The sequence below is a fragment of the Streptomyces chilikensis genome (genome assembly GCF_001642695.1).
In the GTDB taxonomy this organism is placed as follows: Bacteria; Actinomycetota; Actinomycetes; order Streptomycetales; family Streptomycetaceae; genus Streptomyces; species Streptomyces chilikensis.
The window spans coordinates 1,242,427-1,268,011 of record NZ_LWCC02000005.1; the positions used below are offsets into that span (position 1 = coordinate 1,242,427).

Genomic DNA, 25,585 nt, shown 5'->3' on the forward strand with positions numbered 1-25,585 from the left:
GCCGGTCGCGTCCCGGGACGGGAGCCGGTGAGTCGCCGCCGCGCGGGGCGTCTCCCCCACCCCGCCCCTTCCCGGAACCGGGGCTCCGCCCCGGACCCCGGGCCGCGTCGAGGGAGCCGTCGCGCGGACAGGCGCGGGACCGCACCCGCTTCCCCCGAAAACTTCGTCCGGGGATACCCCCCGCCCCCGAGCTCTCGGCTTCGCTCGAGCAGGTGGGGATCCCCGGACGAAGTCCGGGGAGGGCCCCCGTCCCGCCCTCTGGGCGGGACGGTCGCCCAGGGGGAGGGACGGACGGAGCCCGGGCGGCCGCGCCCTTGGGCCCGGCAGCCCGCGGGCGGGAAGGAGCCCCGGCGGACAGGGCCTCGGGCGGCCGCTCAGGCGAGCCGCGCCCGCGCGAGCTGGCGGGACTGGGCGACGAGGCGGCCGGCGGTGTCCCAGACCTCGGCGTCCTCCTCGAGGAAGCCGCCGGCGAGGTTGCGCGTGGTGATGGAGACCCGCAGCGGGCCGGGGGCCGGACGGCACCGGATGTGGGCGGTGAGCTCCACGGTCGGCACCCATCCCGTGAGCCCCAGGTCGAACGCGGTCGGCGGCAGCGCGTCCACGGTCAGCAGGAGCGAGAACGGGTCGGCGTCCCGCCCGTCGGCGAGGCCGAAGTACCCCCGCACCTCGCCCTTGCCGGAGGGCGCGCCCAGCGCCCAGCCCAGGGTGGCGGGGTCCAGCTTCATGAACAGGCGGTCCGTGATGGCGGACGCGCCCGGCAGCGGCTCCGGCGAGTCGTCGGGCCCGAAGCACTGCTCGAGCGGCGGGAACGACGGCGGAACGGCGGTGGTGCGGACGTCGTCGGGCAGCGAGTCCAGGTCGCCGTAGGAGGCGAGGACCCGGATCCGCTCGACCTCGTTGCCGTCCGCGTCCGTCTGGAAGATCGACGCCTGGCCGGTGGAGAGGGTGCGGCCGGTGCGGACCACGGACGTGCGCACCACGGCCGGGCCGGGCGTGGAGGCCGTCAGGTAGTGGGCCGTGATGGAGAACGGGTCGTCGTGCGGCAGCGCGTCGGAGAGGGCGCGGGCCGCCACGGCCAGCAGGAAGCCGCCGTTGACCGCGTTGAAGATCGTCCAGTCGGCGGAGAGATCGATGTCGTACACGCCGGGCTCCCGGCGCGTGACCGTGCTGTCCCGGTCGAACTCGCTGTCACCGATCGTGGCCCGGATCGCCTGGGCGGAGGCTGCATCTGACATGGGAGAACGATACAACGCACGTTACTAAGCGGTAGCTTTCCAACGGGCGACAGTGTCCCACCTCACACCAGGACGTCCTCCGTGGCGACCTCCTTGACCGTCGACCGCCGGTGCCAGGCGCGGGGGGCGCGCCAGTGGAACCGCATGGCCAGCAGCCGCAGCACGAAGGCGACCATGACGGCCACGCCCAGGGTGGCGGGGGTCAGCGCGTCCAGCCCGATGAAGACGGCGGCCATCGCCGAGCCGACGATGGCGGGCACCGCGTACAGGTCGCGGTCCCAGCGCAGCAGCGAGGGCACCTCGTTGGCCAGCATGTCCCTCAGCACGCCGCCGCCGACGGCGGTCGCCATGCCCAGCGTGGCCGAGGCCGTGAGCCCCAGCCCGTACTCGTACGCCTTGAGCGTCCCGCCCACGCAGAACAGGCCGAGGCCAGCCGCGTCGAAGACGTTGACCGCGGTCTGGATGCGCTCCACCTGGGGATGGAGGAAGAAGACCAGCACGGTGGCCGCGAGGGGGGTGAGGAAGTACCCGAGGTCGGTGAAGGCGACCGGCGGCACGGCGCCGATCACCACGTCACGGAGGAGACCCCCGCCGAGCGCGGTGACCTCGGCGAGCACGGCCATGCCGAAGACGTCGAAGTTCTTGCGCACGGCGAGCAGCGCGCCGGATATGGCGAAGACGAAGATGCCGACCAGTTCGAGCGTGTGCTGAACTCCCGGGCTGAACAGTTGGGGAGACACCTCAACATTGTGCCGGTCGCCTGGCGTTCGCCTTGCATTAAAAGGTCCAGCATGCGAGATGCCTGAAGTTCAATGCGTCACGTCGGCATGCGGAGGGGGCGGCACCCTGCGGGCGCCGCCCCCTCCGGCCACCGGACGTCACTCCTTGGTGACGGCCTCGCCGGACGTCCCGTCCGGCCCGGACTTCGCGGCCGGGCCCGTGCCGGGCTCCGCGGCCGGGTCCGCGCCGGACTCCGTGACGGGGTCCGCGCCGGACTCCGTGACGGGGTCGGCCCCGGACTCCGTGACGGGGTCGGCCCCGGACTCCGTGACGGGGTCGGCCCCGGACTCCGTGGCCGGGTCCGCGCCGGACTCGCGCTCCGCCGCGACCGCGGCCGAGGTGGACTCCTCCAGGACGGCGTCCGGCACCAGCTCGGCCGCCTCCTTGGCCGCCGAGAGCAGCACGGTGTCCTGCGGCGCCTGGTCCGCGAAGTCCTCCGGGTGGTGGCAGGCCACCCGCTGCCCGGGCCGCAGCTCCAGCAGCGGCGGCTCGGTGGTGCGGCACACCTCGGTCGCCTTCCAGCACCGGGTGTGGAACCGGCAGCCGCTGGGCGGGGCGATCGGCGAGGGGACGTCGCCCTGGAGCAGGATCCGCTCGCTCTTCGCCGACTTGCGCGACGGGTCCGGGATCGGCACCGCCGACATCAGCGCCTTGGTGTACGGGTGCATCGGCGACTTGTACAGCGAGTTGCGGTCCGCCAGCTCGACGATCTTGCCGAGGTACATCACCGCGATCCGGTCGGAGACGTGCCGGACCACCGACAGGTCGTGCGCGATGATCACGTAGGTCAGCCCGAGCTCCTGCTGGAGGTCGTCCAGCAGGTTGACCACCTGCGCCTGGATGGACACGTCGAGCGCGGAGACCGGCTCGTCCGCGACCACCAGCTTCGGCTTGAGCGCGAGCGCGCGGGCGATGCCGATGCGCTGGCGCTGGCCGCCGGAGAACTCGTGCGGGTAGCGGTTGTAGTGCTCCGGGTTGAGGCCCACGACCTCCAGCAGCCGCTGGACCTCCTTCTTGATGCCGCCCTCGGGCGTGACGCCCTGCAGCTTGAAGGGGGCGCCGACGATCGTGCCGATGGTGTGGCGCGGGTTCAGCGACGAGTACGGGTCCTGGAAGATCATCTGCACGTCACGGCGGAGCGGGCGCATGCCCCCGACGCCGAGGTGCGTGATGTCCTTGCCCTCGAACTCGACCGTGCCGCCGGTCGGCTCCAGCAGGCGGGTGATCAGCCGGCCCATGGTCGACTTGCCGCAGCCGGACTCGCCGACGACGCCCAGCGTCTCGCCCCTGCGGACCTCGAAGTCCAGGCCGTCGACGGCGCGGACCGCCCCGGTCTGCCGCTTCAGCAGGCCGCTGCGGATCGGGAAGTGCTTCTGGAGCCCGGTGACCTTCAGCAGGATCTCGCCGTCGGCGGTCTCCCCGGAACCCGCGGGGTCCGTACGGTTCTCTCGGTTCTCGCTCACAGCTTCGGCGCAATCTCTTCGGTCCAGATACGCTCCCGCTGCTCCTGGCCCATGTGGCAGGCGGCCCAGTGACGGCTGCCGACCTCGGTCAGCTCCGGCCGGACCGTGCGGGTGACGTCGTCCTTCGGGATGTCCGCGTACGGGCAGCGCGGGTTGAAGGCGCAGCCGGACGGGAGGTTGATCAGCGACGGCGGGGAGCCCTTGACCGGGACGAGACGCTCCTGCTGCTCGCGGTCCAGCCGCGGCATCGAACCGAGCAGGCCCCAGGTGTAGGGGTGGCGGGGTTCGTAGAAGACCTTCTCGGCCGGGCCGCGCTCGACGCACCGGCCGCCGTACATCACCAGGATGTCGTCGGCGAGCTCCGCGACGACGCCCAGGTCGTGGGTGATGACGATGACCGCGGAGCCGAACTCCTTCTGCAGGTCGCGGATGAGGTCGAGGATCTGCGCCTGGACGGTCACGTCCAGGGCGGTCGTCGGCTCGTCGGCGATCAGCAGTTCCGGGTTGTTGACCAGGGACATGGCGATCATGGCGCGCTGGCGCATGCCGCCGGAGAACTCGTGCGGGTAGCTGTCCACCCGCTTGTCCGGCTGCGGGATGCCCACGCGGTCGAGCATCTCGACCGCGCGGCGCTTCGCCGTCTTCTTGTCCACGTCGTGGTGGATGCGGTACGCCTCCACGATCTGCTGCCCGATCGTGTAGTACGGGTGCAGCGCGGAGAGCGGGTCCTGGAAGATCATCGCCATGTTCCGGCCGCGCAGCTTGCGCACGTGGTCGGGGTCGGCGGAGAGCAGTTCGGTGCCGTTCAGCCAGATCTCGCCGGAGATCCGCGCCTTGCGCTTGCCGTACTGCCCGGCGGTGTGCAGGCCCATGATGCCGAGCGAGGTGACCGACTTGCCGGATCCGGACTCGCCCACGATGCCGAGGGTCCTGCCCCGCTCGAGCTGGAAGCTCAGGCCGTCGACGGACTTGACCAGGCCGTCGTCGGTGGGGAAGTGCACCTTGAGGTCGCGGACGTCGAGGAAGGCGCCGCCGCCGGCCGGGCGGGCCGCGGCGGGCTCGCCCACGGCCGTGCCGCGGTCGGTCGTGGAGCCGGCGTTCTTGCTGGTGTCGGTCATGCGAGCCTCACCCGGGGGTCGATCACGGAGTAGAGGATGTCCACCACGAGGTTGGCGATGATCACCGCGATGGAGGTGATCAGCACGACGCCCAGGATGACGGGCAGGTCCTGGGTGCGGATCGCCTGGAGCACCGCCTGGCCCAGTCCGGGCAGGTTGAAGGTGGTCTCGGTGAGGATCGCGCCGCCGATGAGGGCGCCGATGTCCATGCCCAGCATGGTCAGCACCGGCGTCATGGTGGAACGCATGGCGTGCTTGCTGATCACGGTCTTCTCGGCCAGGCCCTTGGCGCGCGCCGTGCGGATGTAGTCCTCGCCGAGGACCTCCAGCATGGTGGCGCGGGTGATCCGGGCGTACATGGCGGCGTAGAGGAAGGCCAGGGTGATCCAGGGCAGGATCAGACCGCCCATCCACCCGGAGAAGCTCTCCTCCAGCGGGACGAACTGGCCGTCGATCCAGCCGAGTCCGTAGATGAAGATCGCCGCCGACACCATGCCGGTGAAGTAGATGGGCAGCGAGACGCCGCCCAGCGCGATGACCATGGCGCCGCGGTCCCAGACGCTGCCCCGCTTGAGGGCGGAGAGCACGCCGGCGGACACGCCGAGCAGCAGCCACAGCAGCGCGGCGCCCAGCGCGAGGGCGAGCGTCACCGGGAAGCGGTCCATCAGGACCGGCCAGATCTCCTGCTCGGTGCGGAACGAGTAACCGAAGCAGGGCGCGGCGCAGTTGGTGACGTCGCCGCCGCCCACGTAGGTGCGGCCGGCGAAGATGCCCTTGAAGAACTCCCAGACCTGGGAGTGGATCGGCTCGGCCAGGCCGAGCTTCTGCCGCACGGCTTCGATGGCCGCGGGGTCCGCCTGCTTGCCCACGAAGTTGGCCGCGGGATCGATGCCGGCCCACTTGGGGATCAGGAAGAAGATGCCGAAGACCACCACGATGATGACCACCAGCATCACTGCGGCGGCTATGAGCCGCCTGATGAGGTAAGCGAGCACAGCTCTCGGCCCGCCGCGGACCGCGGGCCGAGCCGGGGGACGTTCCCCAGCCGCCTTGTGAGCGGCGGGGGTTCGTCCCCCGGTCGGCCCGCGGTCACGCCGCGCCGGCCTTCACCTGCCTTTCGTGCCGTACGGCGGGTGTGCCGGAAGGGATTACTTCTTCAGGCCCAGGTTGACGAAGTCGTACTGACCGCTGTAGCCGTCCGAGGTGTACACGTTGGCCAGCTCCGGGGAGCGCCAGTTGATGAACTTCTCGAAGACGAAGGGCAGGTAGTAGCCGCCCTCCATGACCTTGTGGTTGATCTGCGTGGAGATCTCGGCCTTCTTGGCGTCGTCGAGTTCCTTGACGTAGTCCTCGAAGAGGCCGTCGATCTCCTTGTCCTCGATGAGCGCGTAGTTGTTGTTGCCGCTCTCGAGGATGTAGTCGCTGTGCCACAGCGGCAGGCCGTAGCCCTGGACGGACGGGAAGTCCGGGCCCCAGCCCATGATGATGATGCCGTAGCCCTTCTTCTTCACGTTCTCGGGGCTACCGATGATGGAGGAGGTCTGCGAGCCGTCGTACTGGTCGATCTCGGCCTCGATGCCGACCTTCTTCAGCGACGCCTGCAGCGACTCGGCGGTCGCGACCTCGACCGGCTTGTTGTTGCGGACCGCGATGCGGGTCTTGAAGCCGTCGGGCTTGCCGCAGGCCTCGAGCTCTTCCTTGGCCTTCTCGGCGTTGCCCTTCTTGTTGGCACCGGCGAGCTCGTACGGGTCGTACTTCTGGCCCTCGGAGCCCGGCACCGACGGCGGGAGCATGTTGGTGCCGATGTCGCCACCGGCGATCGGGCCGCCGCGCGCGGTCTGCAGCGACTCGTGGTCGGCACCGTAGATCACGGCCTTGCGGCAGTGCTCGTTGTCGAACGGCTTGACGCTCTGCGGGAAGACCGCGTAGCGGATGTAGCCGGAGACCGGGTTGTCCAGGTTGCCCTTGTGCTCCTGGAGGGCGGTCTGGCGGCCCTGCGGGGACATGCCGGTCTGGTTGATGTCCAGGTGGTAGTCACCGTTGATCAGGCGCTGGTCCATGTCGTTGGCGTCCGAGAAGAACGTCACCGAGATCTTGTCCGGGTACGCCTTGCGGACCGGGTCGGACTCCTGCGACCACTTGTCGTTGCGGACCAGGACCAGCTTCTTGCCGGGCTCGTACGACTCGAACTTGTACGGGCCGGAGGAGAACGGCTTGAGCTGGTACTGGGCCTTGGTGTCCTTGTCGGCGCGGACCGGGGACGCCGAGACCATGGCGAGCATCTCCTCGAAGTCGGAGTTGGCCTCCGGCAGCTTGAAGATGATCGTCTTGTCGTCCGGGGTCTCGATCGCCTTGAGGCCGAGCTTCTCCGGGTGCTTGTCCTTGTACGGGCCCTTGTACTCGCCCTTGGGGTCGAGGACGTCCTTCAGGTAGACCGGGCCGCCCGACAGCACGTCCTGCGCCCAGATGCGCTCGATGCCGTACTTGACGTCCTTGGAGGTGATGGGCTTGCCATCCTCCCAGGTCACACCGTCACGGAGGGTGTACTTGTAGGTCTTGCCGTCGTCGCTGATCTCGGCGGCGGCGGTCGCCAGGTCCGGCGTGATGCCCGCGCCCTCGGCACCCGGGGCCGGCGTGTTCGTCACCAGCGTGCGGGAGTAGTACCGGGCGAAGTTCCACATGAAGCCGTAGTAGCCACGCGTGGTGTCCCACGAGTCGGCGTCCTGGGCGCCCGCGAACTTCAGCTCGCCGCCCTTGGCGACCAGTTCGGCCTGGGCGACCTTGTTGTTCGCGGCGTCGAAGCCCGCGGCCTTGGCGGTGTTGCCGGCCTTGTCGGTGCTGTCGCTGCCGCCGCCGCACGCCGCCGTGGACAGCAGCGCCGCGACCACGGCGGCAGCGGCGAGAGCCCGCTTCCGCCGCCCTGTGGTGTGGGTAGTCACGATCTCGGATCCTCCGGATTGATGAAAGATCCCGTGTGCTTGAGCCACGGGACGCTCAGTGGGTGTTCGACGCGTCAGCGCGAACCCTTCGGGTCGAGGGCGTCACGGACGCCGTCGCCGAAGAGGTTGAAGGCCAGGACGGTGATGAAGATCGCCAGACCGGGGACCACCATGTACATGGGGTCCGACTGGTAGTAGCTGATCGCGCTGGAGAGCATCTGGCCCCAGGACGAGGTGGGCGGCTTGACGCCCACGCCCAGGAAGCTGAGGGCCGCCTCGGTGAGGATGTTGGTGGGGATCATCATCGTCGTGTACACGATGATCGGCGCCACCAGGTTCGGCAGCAGCTCCTTGAACAGGATGTAGAGCCGCCCGGCACCCAGCGAACGGGCCGCCTCGACGTACTCGCGCTCCCGCATGGAGAGCGTCTGGCCGCGCACCACGCGTCCGACGTAGGGCCAGCCGAAGAAACCGATCACCAGGATCATCACGAACACCCGGACGCCGGAGCCGCTGAGTCCCAGCAGGTCGTTGGGCATCACGGAGACCAGGGCGATGGTGAACAGCAGCTGCGGGAAGGCCAGCAGACCGTCCATCACGCGGCTGATGAGCGCGTCGACCCAGCCGCCGAAGAAGCCGGCCAGGATCCCGAGCACGGTACCGAGCACCACGGCCACCAGCGCGGAGGCGAAGCCGACCAGGAGCGAGACCCGGGCGCCGTGGACGATGCGGGCGAAGATGTCGCGGCCGCTGACCGGCTCGACGCCGAACCAGTGCTCGCCGCTGACGCCGCCGAGCGACCCGATGGGCGTGCCGAACAGCGGGTCGATCAGTTCCTCGTGGCGCAGGTCCGGGTCCTGCCCGACCAGGCTGGTGATCAGCGGGGCGAAGATCGCCACGAACACCAGCAACACCACGACGACGCCGCCGAAGAGTGCGAGCTTGTCCCGCTTCAGGCGCTCCCAGGCGATCCGCCCAAGGGAACGCCCCTGGACGGCCTTCGTCCCGCTGCTGGCAGCGGCCGCTTCCACGGCCGCGCTCGGGGCCGCCTCGGCGGTCGGCTCGTGCAATGGTGCCGTCATCTGGCAGGGACCCCTCTCAACCGGCGGTAGCCGGGCCGCACATGCCGCGGTAGCGGCTTGACCTGTCCGTCGTGCAAAAGGGTGCGTAGCGCACACCCTTGCGGGGAGTTTTCATGGCCATGGCGACGAATCGCCAGAGCTCCCGGGGAATGGATGCGCAACTGTGATGCTGAGCTGGGAGTTCCGTTATTCGGACGGTGGTCATCAAGGGGCGGACACACCCGCGTCGGGACAGGTGCGTCTCAACGCTGTCCAACTGGGCCAAACCGCCCGGAGGTTACGCGCGGAGACTCCGGCCGCGGACGCATGGTGGACCGGACTGCGGCGCGGGCGGCGCGGTGCGAGGCGTGGGGTTCCGCCGCCCGGCACGACCACGGGGTCCGGGTGCACGGCGTGGCACCACCGGCGGGTCGCGGCCCTGTCGGCCCGCGACCACAGGCCGGGCCCGGCCGCACCCACGCGATGTCAACAGGCGCGCCGACGCGGCCCGGTGGCCGGGGCGCGCTCGGACCTTCTCCGCACCGGAACGGGGCCTGCGGCCAGGGACGGACACCCGCACGGGCCGGCCGCCGGACGGCGGCCCGCGACCGCCGGACGGGCCCGGCCGCACCCGCACGGCGTCAACAGCCGCGCCGGCACGGCTCGGCAGCCGGGGCGCTCGGACGGGTCCGCGCGGGAACGGGGCCGGCGGTCAGGTCCCGCCGTCGCCCGGAGGGCGGCCGCGCGGGCGGGGCCGGGTGCGCGCTCCCGGCGCGGCGGGGGCGCGTGCACGGCGTCGCGCGGCCGACGGGAACGGCCGGGCGGGCGGACGCCGGCGGGCGGATCAGCCGCCGGGGACGGGCGGGTAGCCGTAGGCGCCGGCCGGGCGGGCGTGCGCGTCCCGGTCGTAGAACGGGCGGGCGTTGGCCCGCATCCACAACGCGACCGGGTCGTGGTCGTCGGCCATGGCGACCGTGGAGACCGCCAGGCCCTCCGGCACCGCGCCGACCGACTGGCTCATCATCGACCGCACCGACTCCACGGCGGCGGGCGACGCCTGGTAGACGTCGAGCCCGATGGCCAGGTAGGGCGCGCCGAGCACCGGCTGCACCCAGGCGCGGCGCAGCGCGCGCACCGCCGGGGTGCGGTGGGCGTTCTGCGCCAGCAGGGCGTAGAACTGCGGCACCTCTATGGCGGGTTCGGACAGCCGCAGCGGACCGGCCGGCTGCCGGTCCAGGCCGGCGACGATACGCCGCAGGTCCAGCCAGGGGATGCCGACCCCGCCGCCGGGGGCGTGCGGGTTGAGCCACAGGCCGTGGTGGTCCGGGTAGAGGGCGTTGGCGACCTCGAGGGCGTCGACGACCTCGTAACCGCGGCTCCAGCCGCTGGCGGAGAGTTCCTGCGCGGAGGTCACGCAGGGCACGTAGGCGTACCCGTCGACCTCCATGCTCCCGTACTGCGCGTCGGGGGACCCGGCCCGGCCGTGCCACAGCAGCATCCAGAGCCGGCCGGCGGACGGGGCCGCGAGGGCGCCCAGCAGCGCCTCGTAGGCGTCATAGCGCCCGGGCGACACCTGGCGCAGCATCTGCTCCACCTGCCCGGCGGCGGCCGTGCCCGACGCGCTCACCTCAACCAGCCTTTCGCGACGACATTGGTTTCCGCCCATCGATGTCCGACAGCGAGTGTTCGACCGGGATTATGAAACCAGGTTGAGCGGGGTCGAAGACACCACCTTGACGCACCCGGGAGCTCCCGGGCGATTTGCCCCGCCCGGCGGCCGGTGACCGCCGGGCGCCGGCGGCGGGCGGCGCGGCGCCTGCCGGAGCGGCGGCTCAGACCGCGCCGTAGAAGGGCGGCACCTTGGTGCGCAGGTAGTCGCAGACCGGGTCCGGTACCGCGTCGAGCAGGACCAGGTTGACGGGCCAGCGGACGGGGTGGCGCCCCAGGGCGCGGCCGAGCGCGTCCAGGGGGAGGGCCCTGGCGTCCCCCGACGGGGCGTCCCAGGTGGCGAGTTCGACGCCGACGAACAGCGTCGGCTCCGCCGTCTCGATCGCCGCCAGGCAGCGGCGCGCGCTCGCGACGACGCCGAGGGCGGCGAACTCCTCGGCGGCGGCGCGCAGGAAGTCCACCGGGTCGTCCCGCCAGTCCGGCTCCCACAGCCGGACGCGCCCGCCGCGGGTCCCGCCGCCGGGGCCCGCGGCACGGCACAGCTCGGCCACCGCCGCCGGGGGCAGCGGGAGGCCCACCGCGCCGTCCGGGTTGACGGCGATGCCCACCTCGGGCGGCAGCCCGCGGGCGAACTCCACGAGCGGGGCGACGGTGAACGACATGCGGGGTCCGACAACGCGCAGGAACTGTTCCTGGGAGCTGAAGACCGGGACGAACGTCTGCCCGTCCAGCTCCACGGTGGGCAGGTCCAGGGTGGTGCTGTCCCGGTCGCCGCCGCCGGGGAGGGGGATCCAGACGAAGCTGCGGGTCAGCACCTCCAGGACCCTGCCGCCGGCGGCCTGGGAGGCGGGAGCGCCGGCCGACGCCGCCAGCACCTCCTCCAGTTCGTTGACGGGCCCGCCCGCTTCCGCCGGACCGCCGGCCCCGTAGTTCATCCCTGCCGCGTTCATCGCCTACCGCCTGGGTTCCCGCTCTGCTCGACCGCTTGTCTGCGGCTGGCCAGACTACGGGACGCCGGAGCCCCGGTCCGGGGCGAACCCGATCCCGCGCAGTGCCCGCGCCGCCGCGCGGTCCAGCAGCACCGCCGATCCGCAGTCCCGCGGCAGCCGGCCCCGGTCCACGACGTCGGAGAGGAGCTGCCCGACCGCCTTGCGGTGCCGGGCGAAGGCGTACCGGGAGACGCCGCGCCCCCTCGCCCGCTGTCCCTGCAGGGCCTCGCCGGGGGTGGCGTCGAGCAGGACGAGCCGCAGCGTCCCGCCCCGCCGGCGGGCGGCGCGGCCCAGCCAGGAGCGGACCCACCGCTGGGTGCCGCAGTCGTGCACCACCACCGGCGCCGGTCCGCGCAGCGCGCGCCGCAGCCCCGCGTAGTGGTCCAGCCGCACCAGCGGCCGGTACACGGCGTAGGGCAGCGCCCGCGGCATCCGCGCGTCCCACCGGTCGCGGGTGTCCTGGGAGTCGATCCGGACGGCGCCCTCACCCACGGCCCGCCGCATCATGGTGGACTTGCCGCTGCCCGGCAGCCCGGTGACCACCACCACGTCCCGCGCCCCGAAGACCAGCCGCGCCCCGGGCCCCCCGGCGCCCTTCCCGCGCAGGTCGCACACCTTCCTCGCGGCGGCCCCGCCCGCCGCGCAGCGCGCCGCCCGGTCGGCGCCGCCCCTGGCCCGGGCCGGACCCGCCGCCCGTGTCCCGGCCCAGGAGCGCGCGTGGTGGCGCGGACCGGGTCCGGTCACGGGCACGGCGTACCCGGTGCCGGCGATCGTCCTCTTCACGTGGTCGTCCTCCCCCTCGGGTTCGGGACCTGGAGCATCCCCCCCAAGTGTAAAGAGGAGGTAATGCGGGGGTCGTCTCATTTGCGCCCGGTTCCCGCCACGGTTCCGCAACACGCGGGGGGCCCGCCGGGCGCGGGCGGGCCGTGCGATGATGAGCCCGTCAACTGCATACCGGCCGCTTGAATCCGCGCGGGAGAGTCCCGGGGCGTCGGACCCACGTCTTTTCAGGTGTGCGGTCGGCCCGGGCGCCGAAGGAGCAAGTCCCTCCCTTGAATCTCTCAGGCCCAGTCACCGCGCGGGCGAGGCACATCTGAAAAGCGGTCCGTCCCTCGTGGCGGTCCCACCCACGGTGCAAGCCCTGACCCCGGCCGGCGGTCATGGCGAACCTCTCAGGTTCCGATGACAGATGGGGAGGAACACCCCACCGTCATGCCCTCGCCCGTACCGGGAGTCCGCCCATGAGCAGTTCCGACCTCCGTCACACCGCGCTCGACGCCCTGCACCGCTCGCTCGGCGCCACCATGACCGACTTCGCCGGCTGGGACATGCCGCTGCGGTACGGCTCCGAGCGCGACGAGCACAACGCCGTCCGCACCCGGGCCGGCCTCTTCGACCTCTCCCACATGGGCGAGATCACCGTCACCGGCCCGCAGGCCGCCGCGCTGCTGGACTTCGCCCTCGTCGGCAACATCGCCTCGGTCGGCACGGGCCGCGCCCGGTACACGATGATCTGCCAGGAGGACGGCGGCATCCTCGACGACCTGATCGTCTACCGACTGGCGGACACCGAGGCCGGTCTGCAGAAGTACATGGTGGTCGCCAACGCCTCCAACGCCCAGGTCGTCCTCGACGCGCTCACCACGCGCGCGGCCGGCTTCGACGCCGAGGTCCGCGACGACCGGGACGCCTACGCCCTGATCGCCGTCCAAGGCCCCGCCTCCCCCGGCATCCTGGCCTCCCTCACCGACGCCGACCTGGACGGCCTGAAGTACTACGCGGGCCTGCCCGGCACCGTGGCCGGCGTCCCGGCGCTGATCGCCCGCACCGGCTACACCGGCGAGGACGGCTTCGAGCTGTTCACCGCCCCGGAGCACGCCGAGGAACTGTGGCGGGCGCTGACCGAGGCGGGCGCCCCCGAGGGCCTGATCCCGTGCGGCCTGTCCTGCCGCGACACGCTGCGCCTCGAGGCCGGCATGCCGCTGTACGGCCACGAGCTCTCCACCTCCCTCACGCCCTTCGACGCCGGTCTCGGCCGGGTCGTGAAGTTCGAGAAGGAGGGCGACTTCGTCGGCCGCGCCGCCCTCACCGAGGCCGCCGCGCGCGCGCAGGAGAACCCGCCGCGCAAGCTGGTGGGCCTGGTCGCCGAGGGCCGCCGGGTCCCCCGCGCGGGCTACCCGGTGGTCGCCGACGGCAAGGTGATCGGCGAGGTCACCTCCGGCGCCCCCTCCCCCACCCTGGGGAAGCCGATCGCCATGGCCTATGTCGACGCCTCCCACGCCGAGCCCGGCACGGCCGGCGTGGGCGTGGACATCCGGGGCACCCACGAGCCGTACGAGGTCGTCGCGCTGCCGTTCTACCGGCGTCAGAAGTAATCCTTCGCCGCCTTTTCCCCCTTCCTTCGGAAACTCCCCGCGTACAGGAGAATCTCTGCCATGAGCAACCCCACTGACCTGCGTTACAGCAAGGAGCACGAGTGGCTGTCGCCCGTCGAGGACGGCGTCGCCACCATCGGCATCACCAAGTTCGCGGCCGACGCGCTCGGTGACGTCGTCTACGCCCAGCTCCCCGAGGTCGGCGAGAGCGTCGCCGAGGGCGAGACCTGCGGCGAGCTGGAGTCCACCAAGTCGGTCTCCGACCTGTACTCCCCGGTCTCCGGCGAGGTCACCGAGATCAACGAGGACGTCGTCAACGACCCGTCCCTGGTGAACTCCGAGCCCTTCGAGGGCGGCTGGCTCTTCAAGGTCCGCATCTCCGAGGAGCCGAGCGACCTGCTCTCCGCCGACGAGTACACCGAGTTCGCCGGGAACTGAACCTTATGTCGACGCTCAACACCCCCCTTCAGCAGCTCGACCCCGAGGTCGCCGCGGCGATCGACGCCGAGCTGGCGCGCCAGCAGTCCACCCTCGAGATGATCGCGTCGGAGAACTTCGCTCCGGTGGCCGTCATGGAGGCCCAGGGCTCGGTCCTCACCAACAAGTACGCCGAGGGCTACCCGGGCCGCCGCTACTACGGCGGCTGCGAGCACGTCGACGTGATCGAGCAGATCGCGATCGACCGCCTCAAGGAGCTCTTCGGCGCCGAGCACGCCAACGTGCAGCCCCACTCGGGCGCCCAGGCCAACGCCGCCGTGATGCACGCCCTGCTCAAGCCGGGCGACACCATCATGGGCCTCAACCTGGCCCACGGCGGGCACCTGACCCACGGCATGAAGATCAACTTCTCCGGCCGCCTCTACGACGTGGTCCCGTACCACGTCGGCGAGGACGGCCAGGTCGACATGGCCGAGGTCGAGCGCCTGGCCAAGGAGTCGCGGCCGAAGCTGATCATCGCCGGCTGGTCGGCCTACCCGCGGCAGCTGGACTTCGCCGCGTTCCGCCGGGTCGCGGACGAGGTCGGCGCCTACCTGATGGTCGACATGTCGCACTTCGCCGGCCTGGTGGCCGCGGGCCTGCACCCGAGCCCGGTGCCGCACGCCCACGTCGTCACCACCACCACCCACAAGACGCTGGGCGGTCCGCGCGGCGGCGTGATCCTCTCCACGGCCGAGCTGGCCAAGAAGATCAACTCCGCGGTCTTCCCCGGCCAGCAGGGCGGCCCGCTGGAGCACGTGATCGCGGGCAAGGCGGTGGCCTTCAAGGTCGCGGCGTCCGAGGAGTTCAAGGACCGCCAGCGCCGGACCCTGGAGGGCTCGCGCATCCTGGCCGAGCGCCTGGTGCGGGACGACGTCACCGCGGCGGGCGTCTCCGTCCTCTCCGGGGGCACGGACGTCCACCTGGTCCTGGTCGACCTGCGCGACTCCGAGCTGGACGGCCGGCAGGCCGAGGACCGGCTCCACGAGATCGGCATCACCGTCAACCGGAACGCGGTCCCGAACGACCCGCGCCCGCCGATGGTGACCTCCGGACTGCGCATCGGCACCCCGGCACTGGCCACCCGCGGCTTCGGCGCGGAGGACTTCACCGAGGTCGCCGACGTGATCGCCGAGGCGCTGAAGGCCCCGTCGCCGTTCCCGGCCGACACGGCCGCCGCCCTCGCCGCGCGGGTGGAGGCCCTGGCCGCGAAGCACCCGCTGTACCCGTCGCTGTGATCCCGGCGACGCTGTAACCGGCCCCGCACGGCGCGTGCGGATTTCGCCCCGCCTGGGGCATTACGTACGATTCACGTACGCGCGCGGGGCGTCCCGCCCACCACCGTCCGGTGGGCGGGGCGCCCCGCCCCTTCCCCCCACCCCACAGCCAACGATTCAACGAGGAGTCGACGTGGCCGTCTCGGTCTTCGACCTGTTCTCGATAGGCATCGGCCCGTCCAGCTCCCACACGGTGGGCCCGATGCGCGCCGCGCGCATGTTCGCCGCCCGCCTGCGCAACGAGAACCTGCTGGAGGCCACCGCCTCCGTCCGCTGCGAGCTCTACGGCTCCCTCGGCGCCACCGGCCACGGGCACGGCACCCCCAAGGCCGTGCTGCTGGGCCTGGAGGGCGACTCGCCGCGCACCGTCGACGTGGAGTCGGCCGACGAACGCGTCGAGAAGATCAAGGAGACCGGTCTCCTGCGCCTGCTGGGCGACCACGAGATCCCCTTCGACTTCGACGCCGACCTGGTCCTGCACCGCCGCGAGGCGCTCCCGTACCACGCCAACGGCATGACGGTCGCCGCCTACGGCCACACCGGCGAGGAGCTCCTCCACAAGACGTACTACTCGGTCGGCGGCGGCTTCGTCGTCGACGAGGAGGCCGTCGGCGCGGACCGCGTCAAGCTGGACGACACGGTGCTGAAGCACCCCTTCCGCACCGGCGACGAGCTGCTGCGCCTCACCCGGGAGACCGGCCTCTCCGTCTCCTCCCTGATGCTGGAGAACGAGAAGGCCTGGCGCACCGAGGAGGAGATCCGCTCCGGCCTGCTCGACATCTGGCGCGTGATGCGCGAGTGCGTCGACCGCGGCATGTCCCGCGAGGGCATCCTCCCGGGCGGCCTGAAGGTCCGCCGCCGGGCCGCCGTCACCGCCCGCCAGCTGCGCGCGGCCGGCGACCCGCTGGCCCACTCCATGGAGTGGATCACCCTCTACGCCATGGCGGTCAACGAGGAGAACGCGGCCGGCGGCCGGGTCGTCACCGCCCCCACCAACGGCGCCGCGGGCATCATCCCCGCCGTCCTGCACTACTACCTGAACTTCGTCCCGGGCGCGGACGAGGACGGCGTGGTCCGCTTCCTCCTCGCGGCCGGCGCCATCGGCATGCTCTTCAAGGAGAACGCCTCCATCTCCGGCGCCGAGGTCGGCTGCCAGGGCGAGGTCGGCTCCGCCTGCTCGATGGCGGCCGGGGCCCTCGCCGAGGTGATGGGCGGCTCCCCCGAACAGGTGGAGAACGCCGCCGAGATCGGCATGGAGCACAACCTGGGCCTGACCTGCGACCCGGTCGGCGGTCTGGTCCAGATCCCGTGCATCGAGCGCAACGGCATGGCCGCGGTGAAGGCGGTGACCGCCGCGAAGATGGCGCTGCGGGGCGACGGCTCGCACAAGGTCTCCCTCGACAAGGTCATCAAGACCATGAAGGAGACCGGCGCGGACATGTCGGTGAAGTACAAGGAGACGGCGCGGGGCGGGCTCGCGGTCAACATCATCGAGTGCTGACGGGACGGGCCCGGCACGGGCGGGCTCCTGACGGTCCCGGCGCAAGGCCGCCGCCCGGTGGTCCCGGCACGGCGCCGGCCGCCCGGTGGTCCGCGCGGCCGGCGCCGGCACACCGGTTCCGCGTCCCGCGCGGGCCCGCGCGGCCCTACCCTGGCGGCGACGGCCTTCCCCCGTGAGGAGTGCGCGCATGGATCTGTCCGCGACCGGCCGGCGCGAGCGGCCGGCATGACGCGGCTCCCCGAACCGGGCCCGCCGGCCGACCTGGTCCCGCCCTGCGCCCTGGCCGGCCTGTGGGCCGTGCGCCACGGGCGGAGCACGGCCAACGTGGCCTTCGCCGCCGCGGCGGCGTCCGGCTCCACGGAGCCCGTCCCGGGCCGCGACCGGGACGTCCCCCTGACCGGTGAGGGGGTGGCGCAGGCCCGCGCGCTGGGGACCTGGCTGGCCGGGTTCGCCCCCGGAGCAGGGCCGGAGCTGGTCGTCTGTTCCCCCTACCTGCGCGCCCTGCGGACGTGGGAGGAGATGGCCTCCCGTGCCGCCGGGCTCGGCACGCCGCCCCTGGACGCGCTGGTCGACGAGCGGCTGCGGGACCGGGAGACGGGCGTCTTCGAACTGCACCCGCCCACCGCGCTGCGCGCCCGGGCGCCGGGCGAGGCGGCCCGCCGGGAGCTGCTGGGCGACTGGTACTACCGGCCGCCCGGCGGCGAGGCCTTCACCGACGTGGCCGTCCGGGTCGGGCAGTTCGTCTCCGACCTGGGCCGGGCCGCGCCCGGACGGCGCGTCCTGGTCGTCGCGCACGACGGCGTGCTGATCGCCCTGCGCCACGTCCTCGCCGGCATCGGGGCCACCGCGCCCGAGCAGCTGCCGCCCGTCCCGAACGCCTCGGTGTCGCACTGGGACGGCGACGGCCACCGCCTGCGCCTGATCTCCTGGGGCGACACCGCCCATCTGACCCCGCCGGCATCGGCCGGTGACCGCACCGCCTGACCCCGGGGCACCGCCCGGCGGGCCGCGCCGTTCCCGCCGCCGTCACCCCGTGAGCCGCTCGGGCGGGGCCGGGAGCCGGGGGAAGCGCACGCCGGGCCCCGCGGCCCCCGCGCATGATCCGCCGGACGGGCCCTCCGGGCACCGGGCGCCGCGGCCGGCCGCCGCCGTGGGGCGGATCCCGCGCACCGCCGGGGCCGCGGTCCCGGTTCCGTTCCGGCGCGGGTACGCTGCCTCGCCGGGACCGCTCCCGAAGGGGGCGGCCGGGGAGGGGGGACGGTCATGCGCCGGTGCCGGTCAGCCGTGTGGCGGGGGGCCGCGGCAGCCGCCGTCACGGCGACGCTGCTCACCGTGGCCGGATGCGCTCCCGGCACGGCCCCGGGCCCTCCCGCCCCGTCCGGCTCCGGCGGCGGGGCCGCCTCGTCCCCGCTCCGCTGGGAGTTCGAGCACATCGCGGACTCCGGCGCGCCGTTGAGCGATGTCGCCGCCCTGGCCGAGGACGACGTCTGGGCGGTCGCGCCCGAGGGCGACGGGGGGCCCGGCGCGCACCTGCTGCACCACGACGGGGAGCGGTGGAGGCGCGAGCCCCTGCCCGAGGCGCTCGGCGCCGGCCCGCACCCGCCGCGGCTCGAGGAGATCGGCACGGAGGAACTGTGGCTCCGCCCCTCGGGTGCCACCGACGGCCCCGCCTCCTGGGCGCGGTGGGACGGGGACCGCTGGTCCGCGGTGCCCGTCCCCCCGCCGGTGCCGTCCCGGGACCTCGGGGCGGACGCGTCCCTGGTCGGGGACCTCCACGCGCTGGGTCCGGACGACGTCTGGGCCCTCGGCCCCGACCGGACCGCCCTGCACTTCGACGGCGTCCGCTGGACCTCGACCCGGCTGCCGTACGACGCCTCCGACCTCGCCGTGGCCGGACCGGACGACGTGTGGGCGGTGGGCAGCCGCTCGACCGGGCCGGGCACCGAACTGGGCTACGGCGAACGGTACGCCCAGCCCGCCTCCATGCACTGGGACGGCGCGTCCTGGAGAGCGGTGGAGACTCCGCCGGCCCGCTTCGCGGAGCCGGTCCCCCCGGAGCCGAGCGCCGGCCTCAGCCGGGTCCTCGTCCTCGACGACGGTGAGGTGCGCGCCTACGGGACCAACACCTTCAACCACGGCGAGGTCGATCCCGAGCCGCAGGACGAGTACATCCGGCTGCGCCGGGAGGGCTCACGGTGGGTGGAGCAGGAGCCCGCGCCGGGACAGTGCGCCTGGCGGACCCCGGTGGGCCAGGAGGACCGGGGCCTGTTCCTCGACGGCAACTGGTACCTGACCGACGACGGGCGGTGCGTGAAGATCGGGCGCGACCGGCTGCCCGTCTCCACCGGGGCCCGTGAGGAGTCGCGGCAGTCGCTGTGGCTGCGGGAGATCCACCGGGTGCCCGGCACCGACGAGTGGCTCGGCGCCGGCCACGTCCAGGTCAACCAGTCGGGCGATCCCTTCCGCGCCCCCGTCGTCGTGCGCCTGCGGCGCGAGGGCTGACCGGCCTGGACGTCCGGCGAGGGGCGCGGCGGCGGGCCCCCGCCGGGCCGAGGAGCGGCGGCTGCGCGAAGCTCCCCAGGGCGGCGGGCGGGATTGTCTCCGGCGGTCCGTCACCCGCCCTCGGGTCGTCCGGCTCGTCCGGCGGCCCGGGCGCCCGCTACGGGATCGGGTGGGCGACCGGCGCCTGCCCCGGGACCGGCAGGGGGGCGAAGAGCCGCGCGTCGTTGTGCAGGATCAGCAGGGCCGTGTCGTCCGAGGGGCTTCCCCCGGTGTGGTGCAGCAGCGCGGAATCCAGCGCGTGGAGCAGGTACCGGGCGGTGGGCGGACGGCCGCGGGCCGCTCCGGTGAGCGTCTCCGGCAGGGGGAAGGGACGGCCGCGGTCGTCGCGGGCCTCGGTGACGCCGTCGGTGTGCAGGATCAGGGCGTCGTCGGGGCGCATCCGGCCGCAGTGGGTGACCGGGATGTGCTCGGGCAGCGGGAACGCGCCGAGCGGGGGCAGCGGTTCGGCCTCCGAGAGCGGCCGGGTCGGCCCCACGCCGACGCGGTACGGCCACGGGTGGGCGCAGTTGACCGCGCGCAGGACGCCGTCGCCGCGGATCTCCAGGAGCAGCAGGGTGACGAACTCCTCGCCCGCCGGGTGCCGTCCCTCCTGGGCGCGGTGCCTCAGGTGGCGGGCGAAGGCCCGGTCGACGCGGCGGAGCACGCCGTGCAGTTCGTACTCCTCGTGCGCCGCCTCGCGGAAGCAGCCGAGCACCGCGGCGGCGGCCGGGACGGCGGTCAGGCCGTGGCCGCGGACGTCCCCGATGAGGGCGCGGACGCCGTGCTCGGTGTCCAGCACCTCGTAGACGTCGCCGCCGATGACCGCGCCGGGGTCCGCGGAGCGCTGGACCGCGGCCACGTCCAGGCCGCCGACCCTGGGCGGCAGGGGGCGCACCAGGACCCCCTGGGCCGTGGCGGCGATGTCCCAGGTGCGGCGCAGCTCCCGCAGCAGGGCCCGGCGGGCGTGCAGGACCAGTCCCGCGCCCGCCCCGAAGAAGAGCGCGGTGGCGGCCGTCCGGATGCCGGTGCCGCTCCTGTCGCCGGTGATCCCGACGATCAGCCAGCAGATGGGCGGGGCGCGGCCGCCTCCGGGCCGGCGGGCGCCCGTGCCGCCGCCCGGCGCACGGCCGGTGCGGTCTACGCCGGGGCCACGTTCCGCTCCGCCCAGCGGGCCAGCTCCACCGCGCAGGCGGCGACCGACTCCCGCCAGGTGCGGGCGGCGCCGTCCCCCGCGTCGTCGCTCACGTGCTTGACCAGGCGGATCGGCACCCCGAACCGCTGCGCGACCGACGCCAGGGCGTACCCCTCCATGTCCACCAGTGCCGCCTGTCCGGCGAGGCGGTCCCGGGCCGCGTCGTCGGACACGAAGGTGTCGCCGGTGGCCAGCACCGGTCCGTCGCCGTCATCCTCGGCCAGCGTGATCGGCGCCCCGTAGACCTCCCCGGTCAGGCCCGCCAGCAGGCGCGAGTCCAGGTCGTGCTGGATCACCCGGGCGATCACGTGCGTCCCGGTCCACCCCGGTCGCAGCGCCCCCGCCGTGCCGAGGTTCACGATCTCGCGCGGCAGCACCCCTCGCCCCAGGACCCCCGCCAGCGCCGCGGCCGCGTTGACCTTGCCCATGCCGGTCAGCAGCACGGGGGCACCGCTCCCGAGTTCCGCCGCCTCCTCCTTGACCGCCAGGACGAGGAGCGGGCGGTCGGGGGACATCTCACCGATCAGTTCCATGGGAGGAACGGTACGTTCCACCGGCGGACGGCGGTTCCGGGGGCCGGGCGTCCGGAGACCCGCTTTGCGCGGTTTGACGGGGATCGGTGGTGATCGGTGGGGGTCGCTCCCGTTCGCGAGGGGAATGCTCCGTTCAACCCGGCTTGTTCAGGAGCGACATGAGGGAGACCCCCATGCTTCACGGCATCGACGTCAGTTCGCACCAGCCCGCCTCCTACGACACCGACGGGCTCGCCTTCGTGATCGTCAAGGCGACGGAGGGGCGGACCTACGTGAATCCGAAGATGGAGGCGCAGGCCGAGTGCGCCCGGAAGGCCGGACTGGTTGTCGGTTTCTACCACTTCCTGTGGCCCGGCGACATCACCGAGCAGGCCGAGTACTTCACGCAGAAGGCCCCGGCGCGGGCGGGCGACCTGCTGGCCTGCGACTGGGAGACGACCGGTGGCGGCACGCGGGCGAGCGACGCGGAGAAGGACCGGTTCATCCGCGAGGTGAAGTCGCTCAGGCCGCGCAACCGGGTGCTGCTGTACTGCAACCGGAGTTTCTGGCTGGACGTCGACCGGACCTCGTACGCCGGCGACGGGCTGTGGATCGCGCAGTACGGGGTCGCGGAGGGCGAGCCGGAGATCAGGGCGAAGTGGGTCGTCCACCAGTACACCGACGACCCGGTGGACAGGAACGTCGCCCGGTTCGACGGAGCGGACGCGCTCCGGGAGTGGGCCGAGGGCGCCTGAACGGCGGCCGCCCCGCGCCGGCGGGGGCGCAGGGCGGGCCGGACGTCTCGGAGCGGGGCGTCACTTGGAGAGGTACGCCCAGAACTCGTCGAAGGAGAGGAGCTTGTCGCCGTCCAGGTCACGCGAGGCGATGATGGACTCGGCGACGGTGTCGGTGACGTTCCAGTCACCCGCCTGCGCGAGCGCCGTCTTGAACTCGGCGGCGGTGACGAAGCCGTCCCCGTCGGCGTCGAGCCGCTCGAACTCCTTGCGTGCTTCCTGAATGTCCGCCATGCCGGACCCTCCCCTTCGTGCCGGACGCGCCGTCTGCCCGCGCGTCCACGTCTACATCTGGTTGACGCAGGAAAGATTATCCGGCCGCACGGGCGCGCAGTGCGGCGACCACCCGGGCGAACGCCTCCCGGCGGCCGGCGTCCGGCCGCCGCCCCTTTCCGGCCGCCGGCAACTCCCGTCGGCGGAGCGGCCCTTCGACGGTGTCCTCCTCCGCGCGGGCCTCGGCGGCGGGGCCGCCCCGGGAGGGGCGCCGCCGTCGGCCGTGGCAGCGGGTCCGGTGTTCCCGGCGGGCGGAGGACCGGGCGGCGCGCGCCGCGGGGGTCCTAGACGCGGTCGGCGACCCGCATCTCGAACCAGGTCCGCTTGCCGCGGGGCAGCAGGTCGACGCCCCAGCGGTCCGCCATGCGGTCGACCAGGTACAGGCCCCGCCCGCTCTCGTCCATCGGATGGACGGGCAGCAGACAGGGCAGCCCGCGGGAGGGGTCGCGGAGTTCGATGCGGATCCATCCGCGCCGGCGGCGCATCCGCAGCCCGTACTGGGCGGCGCCGGTGTGCCGGACGGCGTTGCCCTCGAGTTCGGAGACGAGCAGCGTGCAGTCCTCGGCGAGCTTGGGCCCCAGCGCCCAGTGGCGCAGGATGACGACCTGCACCAAGCGCCGCGCCGTGCCCCGGGTCTCCGGGGAGGACGGCAGGACGACCTCCGCCTCCGCGGGGTTGCCGTGGGCGGCGACGGCCGAGAGCGCCCGTTCGTCCTCCACCGCGGGCGACCAGCGCACCAGGGGGACGCCGGCAGGTCCGCGCGACTGCTCGATGCCCTCCAGCCCCGCCATGCCCCCATCATGGCCGCCGGACGAGCGCTCCGGGGTGGTTCCGCAGGAATCCGTACACCGGAGCGATCGATTCCGTCCGTTCGGGCGACATATGCCAAGGAAACATGTGTGAACCTTGGCCAGAACCTTCACGAAGAAGGATGCCGAAAGGGCCGATTCCGGCCGGACCACGGGCAGGGGACCGGCCGGGTCCCGGCCGGGCACCCGGCCGGTCCGGCTTCGCCGCCAGGCCCGGCGCCCCGTCCGGTCAGAGGAACCTGGCCTTGCCCGGGCCCTCCTCCACGAAGGACTTCATCCCCCGCTCCCGGTCCTCGGTGGCGAACAGCCCGGCGAACCAGTTCCGCTCGATGGCGAGTCCGGTGTCCAGGTCGGTCTCCAGGCCCGCGTCCACCGACTCCTTGGCGGCGCGCAGCGCGATGGCCGGCCCCTGGGCGAGCTTCGCGGCCCAGGCGTGGGCCTCGGTGTAGACGTCGGCCGCCGGGACGACCCGGTCCACCAGGCCCAGGGCCAGCGCCTCGTCGGCGCGCACGTGACGGCCGGTGAAGATGAGGTCCTTGGCGCGGGACGGGCCGATCAGGCGGGACAGGCGCTGGGTGCCGCCGGCGCCCGGGATCAGGCCGAGCAGGATCTCCGGCTGACCGAGCTTGGCGTTGTCGCCGGCGATGCGGTAGTCCGCGCACAGCGCCAGCTCGCAGCCGCCGCCCAGCGCGTAGCCGGTGATCGCGGCGACCACCGGCTTGGGGATGCGGGCGACCGCGGTGAACGAGTCCTGGAGGTCCCGGGCCCGGGCGACCATGGCCGCGTGGTCCATGGCCCGCATCTCCTTGATGTCCGCGCCGGCGGCGAACACCCTCTCCCCGCCGTACACGACCACGGCGCGGACGTCGTCGCGCCGGGTGATCTCCTCGGCGAGTTCCTTGATGCGGTCCTGGGTCGCGATGTCCAGGGCGTTCATGGGCGGGCGGTCCAGGCGCAGGGTGCCGACGCCTTCGGCGACTTCGAGATGAACGGTCATGCGCAGCAGGTTACGGGCCGGACGCGACGGCCGGCCCGGTGCGCTGCGTCACACCGGGCCGGCCGTGAGGGTTCCGAGGGAGGAGCGGGAACTCCTACTTCTTCCATTCCTCCCAGGACATGTTCCAGCCGTTGAGGCCGTTGCCCGGCGCGACGACCGCGTCGGCGCTGTTCTTGACCTCGACCACGTCGCCGATCAGCGAGTTGTCGAAGAACCAGGCGCCGGGGGCCTTCTTGTCCCAGCCGCCGCGGGTGTCGCGCAGGCCGACGCAGCCGTGGCTGGCGTTGTAGTTGCCGAAGGCGTCGCCGCCCCAGTAGTTGCCGTGGATGAAGGTGCCGGAGTCGGTCAGGCGCATGGCGTGCGGGACGTCCGCGATGTCGTACTCGCCCTCGTAGCCGACGGTATCGCCGTTCATGCGGGTCACCTCGTACCGCTCGCTGATGACCATCTTGCCGTTCCAGGTCGCGGAGCCGGGGGCGCCGGTGGTGACCGGGATGGTCTTGACGACCTCGCCGTCGCGCTCGACCTTCATGGTCAGCTTCTTGGCGTCCACGGTGGACACCTGGCGGCGGCCGATCTCGAAGGTGACGGTCTTGGCCTGGCTGCCGTAGACGCCCGGGCGGCCCTCGACGCCGTCCAGGTTCAGCTTGACGGTGACCTTGGTGCCGGCCTTCCAGTACTCCTCGGGGCGGAAGTCCAGGCGGTCGTTGCCGAACCAGTGGCCCTCGACCTCGACCGGCGGATCGGTCTTGATCTCGATGGCCTTCTCCACCGCGTCGGGCTCCGTGATGCCGCGGGTGAAGCGGAGCGAGAACGGCATGCCCACACCGACCTTGGCGCCGTCCTCCGGGCTGTAGTGGCCGATGAAGGTGTTGGCCGGAGTCAGCGTGGTGAAGCTGGTGTCCTTGACCGCGACCCGGCCGTCGGCGTCCTCGGCCTCGGCGTGCACGGTGTACTCGGCGCCGGAGGCGAGGTGGGTGGACGGGATCCAGGCGGCTCCGTCGGCGGAGATGTCCCCGTCGATCTTCGTGCCCTCGTCGTCCTTGACCTCGACCTTGGTCAGCTTGCCCTTCTCCGCGAAGACCTCGAGCGCACCGCTGGTCTTCACCGACTCGGCGCCGTCCTCGGGGCTGATCCTCAGCACCGCCTCGGACTGCTTGGCGGCCGGGGCCGCCGTCGCGGCGCCCCCGCCGGTGCCCTCCCCCTTGGACTCCGTCGCACCGCCTCCGCCGCAGGCGGTGACGGCGACCATCAGCAGGCTCGCCATCAGGGCCGCGGCTCCTGTGCGCCTCGCTCCGCGGTGCCGTCCGGACGTCGTTCCCGCTATAGGCCACACGTTCACGTGTGCTCCCCCTCTTCCCCTCATCGGGCCTGGTCAGACCCCCTCCCGGCGCGTCACGCGCGCCATGACGAATCGTAGAGGCAGGATCGGCTCTCTCCCCCGGCCGAAAGGTCACCGTTTCGTCCCAAGTTCCACCTCAAACCTGTCAGCCGGCGATATTTTCCGAAGCGTTGTCGTCGACGCGTCATCCAGGGACGTGAGCGGGACGCCCGGTGTGGGCAGAAACCTGGGGGTAGGACGAC

General features: G+C 72.8%; 23 protein-coding genes and 2 riboswitches. Of the genes, 7 read left to right on the forward strand and 16 right to left on the reverse strand.

All coding sequences use genetic code 11. From position 1 onward, the window contains the following. Positions 1–374 precede the first annotated feature (374 nt). The 10 genes from A2U95_RS05555 to A2U95_RS05600 all read right to left on the reverse strand — a co-directional run bounded on the left by A2U95_RS05555 (position 375) and on the right by A2U95_RS05600 (position 12,036). Entirely contained in the window at positions 375–1,235 is an 861-nt protein-coding gene (locus A2U95_RS05555; protein ID WP_166021100.1) for a thioesterase family protein, read from the reverse strand. A gap of 62 nt (positions 1,236–1,297) precedes the next feature. Continuing rightward, on the reverse strand, positions 1,298–1,975 hold the full coding sequence (locus A2U95_RS05560) for a trimeric intracellular cation channel family protein (RefSeq protein ID WP_166021101.1): 678 nt from the start codon (positions 1,973–1,975) through the stop codon (positions 1,298–1,300). 138 nt (positions 1,976–2,113) lie between these two features. After that, positions 2,114–3,478, reverse strand: a complete 1,365-nt coding sequence (locus A2U95_RS05565; protein ID WP_166021102.1) for an ABC transporter ATP-binding protein — start codon at positions 3,476–3,478, stop codon at positions 2,114–2,116. Next, the gene (locus tag A2U95_RS05570; RefSeq protein WP_166021103.1) at positions 3,475–4,596 is read right to left on the reverse strand and encodes an ABC transporter ATP-binding protein; all 1,122 of its coding nucleotides are present in this window, start codon (positions 4,594–4,596) and stop codon (positions 3,475–3,477) included. The genes A2U95_RS05565 and A2U95_RS05570 overlap by 4 nt, the downstream gene beginning before the upstream one ends. Further along, positions 4,593–5,591 (reverse strand): ABC transporter permease, encoded by a 999-nt coding sequence (locus tag A2U95_RS05575; protein WP_166021104.1) that lies wholly within the window; start codon positions 5,589–5,591, stop codon positions 4,593–4,595. Before A2U95_RS05575 ends, A2U95_RS05570 begins: the two co-directional genes overlap by 4 nt. 153 nt (positions 5,592–5,744) lie before the next feature. Beyond that, a complete protein-coding gene (locus A2U95_RS05580) occupies positions 5,745–7,535 on the reverse strand; it encodes an ABC transporter substrate-binding protein (protein ID WP_166021105.1) in 1,791 nt (596 codons plus the stop codon). A gap of 74 nt (positions 7,536–7,609) precedes the next feature. Then, a complete protein-coding gene (locus tag A2U95_RS05585; RefSeq protein ID WP_166021106.1) occupies positions 7,610–8,617 on the reverse strand; it encodes an ABC transporter permease in 1,008 nt (335 codons plus the stop codon). Positions 8,618–9,440: 823 nt separating this feature from the next. Further along, entirely contained in the window at positions 9,441–10,223 is a 783-nt protein-coding gene (locus tag A2U95_RS05590; RefSeq protein ID WP_166021107.1) for an enhanced serine sensitivity protein SseB C-terminal domain-containing protein, read from the reverse strand. Between the two features lie 205 nt (positions 10,224–10,428). Continuing rightward, the gene (locus A2U95_RS05595) at positions 10,429–11,214 is read right to left on the reverse strand and encodes an enhanced serine sensitivity protein SseB (RefSeq protein WP_240957210.1); all 786 of its coding nucleotides are present in this window, start codon (positions 11,212–11,214) and stop codon (positions 10,429–10,431) included. 54 nt (positions 11,215–11,268) lie between these two features. Further along, complete coding sequence (locus tag A2U95_RS05600) at positions 11,269–12,036, reverse strand: AAA family ATPase (protein WP_240957211.1); 768 nt, start codon at positions 12,034–12,036, stop codon at positions 11,269–11,271. Between the two features lie 180 nt (positions 12,037–12,216). After that, a riboswitch (glycine riboswitch) is annotated at positions 12,217–12,340 on the forward strand. Then, positions 12,341–12,452: riboswitch (glycine riboswitch) on the forward strand. It begins immediately after the preceding riboswitch. 42 nt (positions 12,453–12,494) lie between these two features. Between A2U95_RS05600 and gcvT the strand changes: the two genes are divergently transcribed. From gcvT to A2U95_RS05630, 6 genes are all read left to right on the forward strand, one after another. Further along, positions 12,495–13,628, forward strand: a complete 1,134-nt coding sequence (gcvT, locus tag A2U95_RS05605; protein ID WP_166021109.1) for a glycine cleavage system aminomethyltransferase GcvT — start codon at positions 12,495–12,497, stop codon at positions 13,626–13,628. Between the two features lie 60 nt (positions 13,629–13,688). Continuing rightward, positions 13,689–14,066, forward strand: coding sequence for a glycine cleavage system protein GcvH (gcvH, locus tag A2U95_RS05610; protein ID WP_166021110.1), 378 nt, complete (start codon positions 13,689–13,691; stop codon positions 14,064–14,066). A gap of 5 nt (positions 14,067–14,071) precedes the next feature. Next, on the forward strand, positions 14,072–15,343 hold the full coding sequence (gene glyA, locus A2U95_RS05615; RefSeq protein ID WP_166021111.1) for a serine hydroxymethyltransferase: 1,272 nt from the start codon (positions 14,072–14,074) through the stop codon (positions 15,341–15,343). A gap of 172 nt (positions 15,344–15,515) precedes the next feature. Then, complete coding sequence (locus A2U95_RS05620; protein ID WP_166021112.1) at positions 15,516–16,883, forward strand: L-serine ammonia-lyase; 1,368 nt, start codon at positions 15,516–15,518, stop codon at positions 16,881–16,883. 225 nt (positions 16,884–17,108) lie between these two features. Further along, complete coding sequence (locus tag A2U95_RS05625; protein ID WP_166021113.1) at positions 17,109–17,867, forward strand: histidine phosphatase family protein; 759 nt, start codon at positions 17,109–17,111, stop codon at positions 17,865–17,867. A gap of 348 nt (positions 17,868–18,215) precedes the next feature. Next, positions 18,216–19,385: a hypothetical protein gene (locus A2U95_RS05630; protein WP_166021114.1), complete on the forward strand. Its 1,170-nt coding sequence runs from the start codon at positions 18,216–18,218 to the stop codon at positions 19,383–19,385. Positions 19,386–19,542: 157 nt separating this feature from the next. Here the strand turns inward: A2U95_RS05630 and A2U95_RS05635 are convergent, their stop codons facing one another. After that, a complete protein-coding gene (locus A2U95_RS05635) occupies positions 19,543–20,319 on the reverse strand; it encodes a PP2C family protein-serine/threonine phosphatase (protein ID WP_240957212.1) in 777 nt (258 codons plus the stop codon). Between the two features lie 242 nt (positions 20,320–20,561). Continuing rightward, positions 20,562–21,149, reverse strand: coding sequence for a nucleosidase (locus A2U95_RS05640; RefSeq protein WP_166021115.1), 588 nt, complete (start codon positions 21,147–21,149; stop codon positions 20,562–20,564). A gap of 173 nt (positions 21,150–21,322) precedes the next feature. Between A2U95_RS05640 and A2U95_RS05645 the strand changes: the two genes are divergently transcribed. Beyond that, entirely contained in the window at positions 21,323–21,883 is a 561-nt protein-coding gene (locus A2U95_RS05645; protein WP_166024852.1) for a glycoside hydrolase family 25 protein, read from the forward strand. A 60-nt stretch (positions 21,884–21,943) separates the two neighbouring features. Here A2U95_RS05645 and A2U95_RS05650 read toward each other — a convergent pair whose 3' ends face one another. From A2U95_RS05650 to A2U95_RS05665, 4 genes are all read right to left on the reverse strand, one after another. Beyond that, positions 21,944–22,156 (reverse strand): EF-hand domain-containing protein, encoded by a 213-nt coding sequence (locus A2U95_RS05650; protein ID WP_166021116.1) that lies wholly within the window; start codon positions 22,154–22,156, stop codon positions 21,944–21,946. 323 nt (positions 22,157–22,479) lie between these two features. After that, the gene (locus A2U95_RS05655; RefSeq protein ID WP_166021117.1) at positions 22,480–22,986 is read right to left on the reverse strand and encodes an ATP-binding protein; all 507 of its coding nucleotides are present in this window, start codon (positions 22,984–22,986) and stop codon (positions 22,480–22,482) included. A 247-nt stretch (positions 22,987–23,233) separates the two neighbouring features. Then, positions 23,234–24,001, reverse strand: coding sequence for an enoyl-CoA hydratase/isomerase family protein (locus A2U95_RS05660; protein ID WP_166021118.1), 768 nt, complete (start codon positions 23,999–24,001; stop codon positions 23,234–23,236). A gap of 94 nt (positions 24,002–24,095) precedes the next feature. Further along, complete coding sequence (locus tag A2U95_RS05665; RefSeq protein ID WP_420856966.1) at positions 24,096–25,343, reverse strand: L,D-transpeptidase; 1,248 nt, start codon at positions 25,341–25,343, stop codon at positions 24,096–24,098. Between the last annotated feature and the right edge of the window lie 242 nt (positions 25,344–25,585).

Bases quoted from the DNA above. Each gene is read 5' to 3' on its own strand.
- A2U95_RS05640 (WP_166021115.1), bottom strand. From the start codon at position 21,149: ATGGAACTGATCGGTGAGATGTCCCCCGACCGCCCGCTCCTCGTCCTG.
- A2U95_RS05660 (WP_166021118.1), bottom strand. From the start codon at position 24,001: ATGACCGTTCATCTCGAAGTCGCCGAAGGCGTCGGCACCCTGCGCCTG.
- A2U95_RS05655 (WP_166021117.1), bottom strand. From the start codon at position 22,986: ATGGCGGGGCTGGAGGGCATCGAGCAGTCGCGCGGACCTGCCGGCGTC.
- A2U95_RS05555 (WP_166021100.1), bottom strand. From the start codon at position 1,235: ATGTCAGATGCAGCCTCCGCCCAGGCGATCCGGGCCACGATCGGTGAC.
- A2U95_RS05645 (WP_166024852.1), top strand. From the start codon at position 21,323: ATGCTTCACGGCATCGACGTCAGTTCGCACCAGCCCGCCTCCTACGAC.
- gcvT (WP_166021109.1), top strand. From the start codon at position 12,495: ATGAGCAGTTCCGACCTCCGTCACACCGCGCTCGACGCCCTGCACCGC.
- gcvH (WP_166021110.1), top strand. From the start codon at position 13,689: ATGAGCAACCCCACTGACCTGCGTTACAGCAAGGAGCACGAGTGGCTG.
- glyA (WP_166021111.1), top strand. From the start codon at position 14,072: ATGTCGACGCTCAACACCCCCCTTCAGCAGCTCGACCCCGAGGTCGCC.
- A2U95_RS05650 (WP_166021116.1), bottom strand. From the start codon at position 22,156: ATGGCGGACATTCAGGAAGCACGCAAGGAGTTCGAGCGGCTCGACGCC.
- A2U95_RS05570 (WP_166021103.1), bottom strand. From the start codon at position 4,596: ATGACCGACACCAGCAAGAACGCCGGCTCCACGACCGACCGCGGCACG.
- A2U95_RS05625 (WP_166021113.1), top strand. From the start codon at position 17,109: ATGACGCGGCTCCCCGAACCGGGCCCGCCGGCCGACCTGGTCCCGCCC.
- A2U95_RS05595 (WP_240957210.1), bottom strand. From the start codon at position 11,214: ATGAACGCGGCAGGGATGAACTACGGGGCCGGCGGTCCGGCGGAAGCG.
- A2U95_RS05585 (WP_166021106.1), bottom strand. From the start codon at position 8,617: ATGACGGCACCATTGCACGAGCCGACCGCCGAGGCGGCCCCGAGCGCG.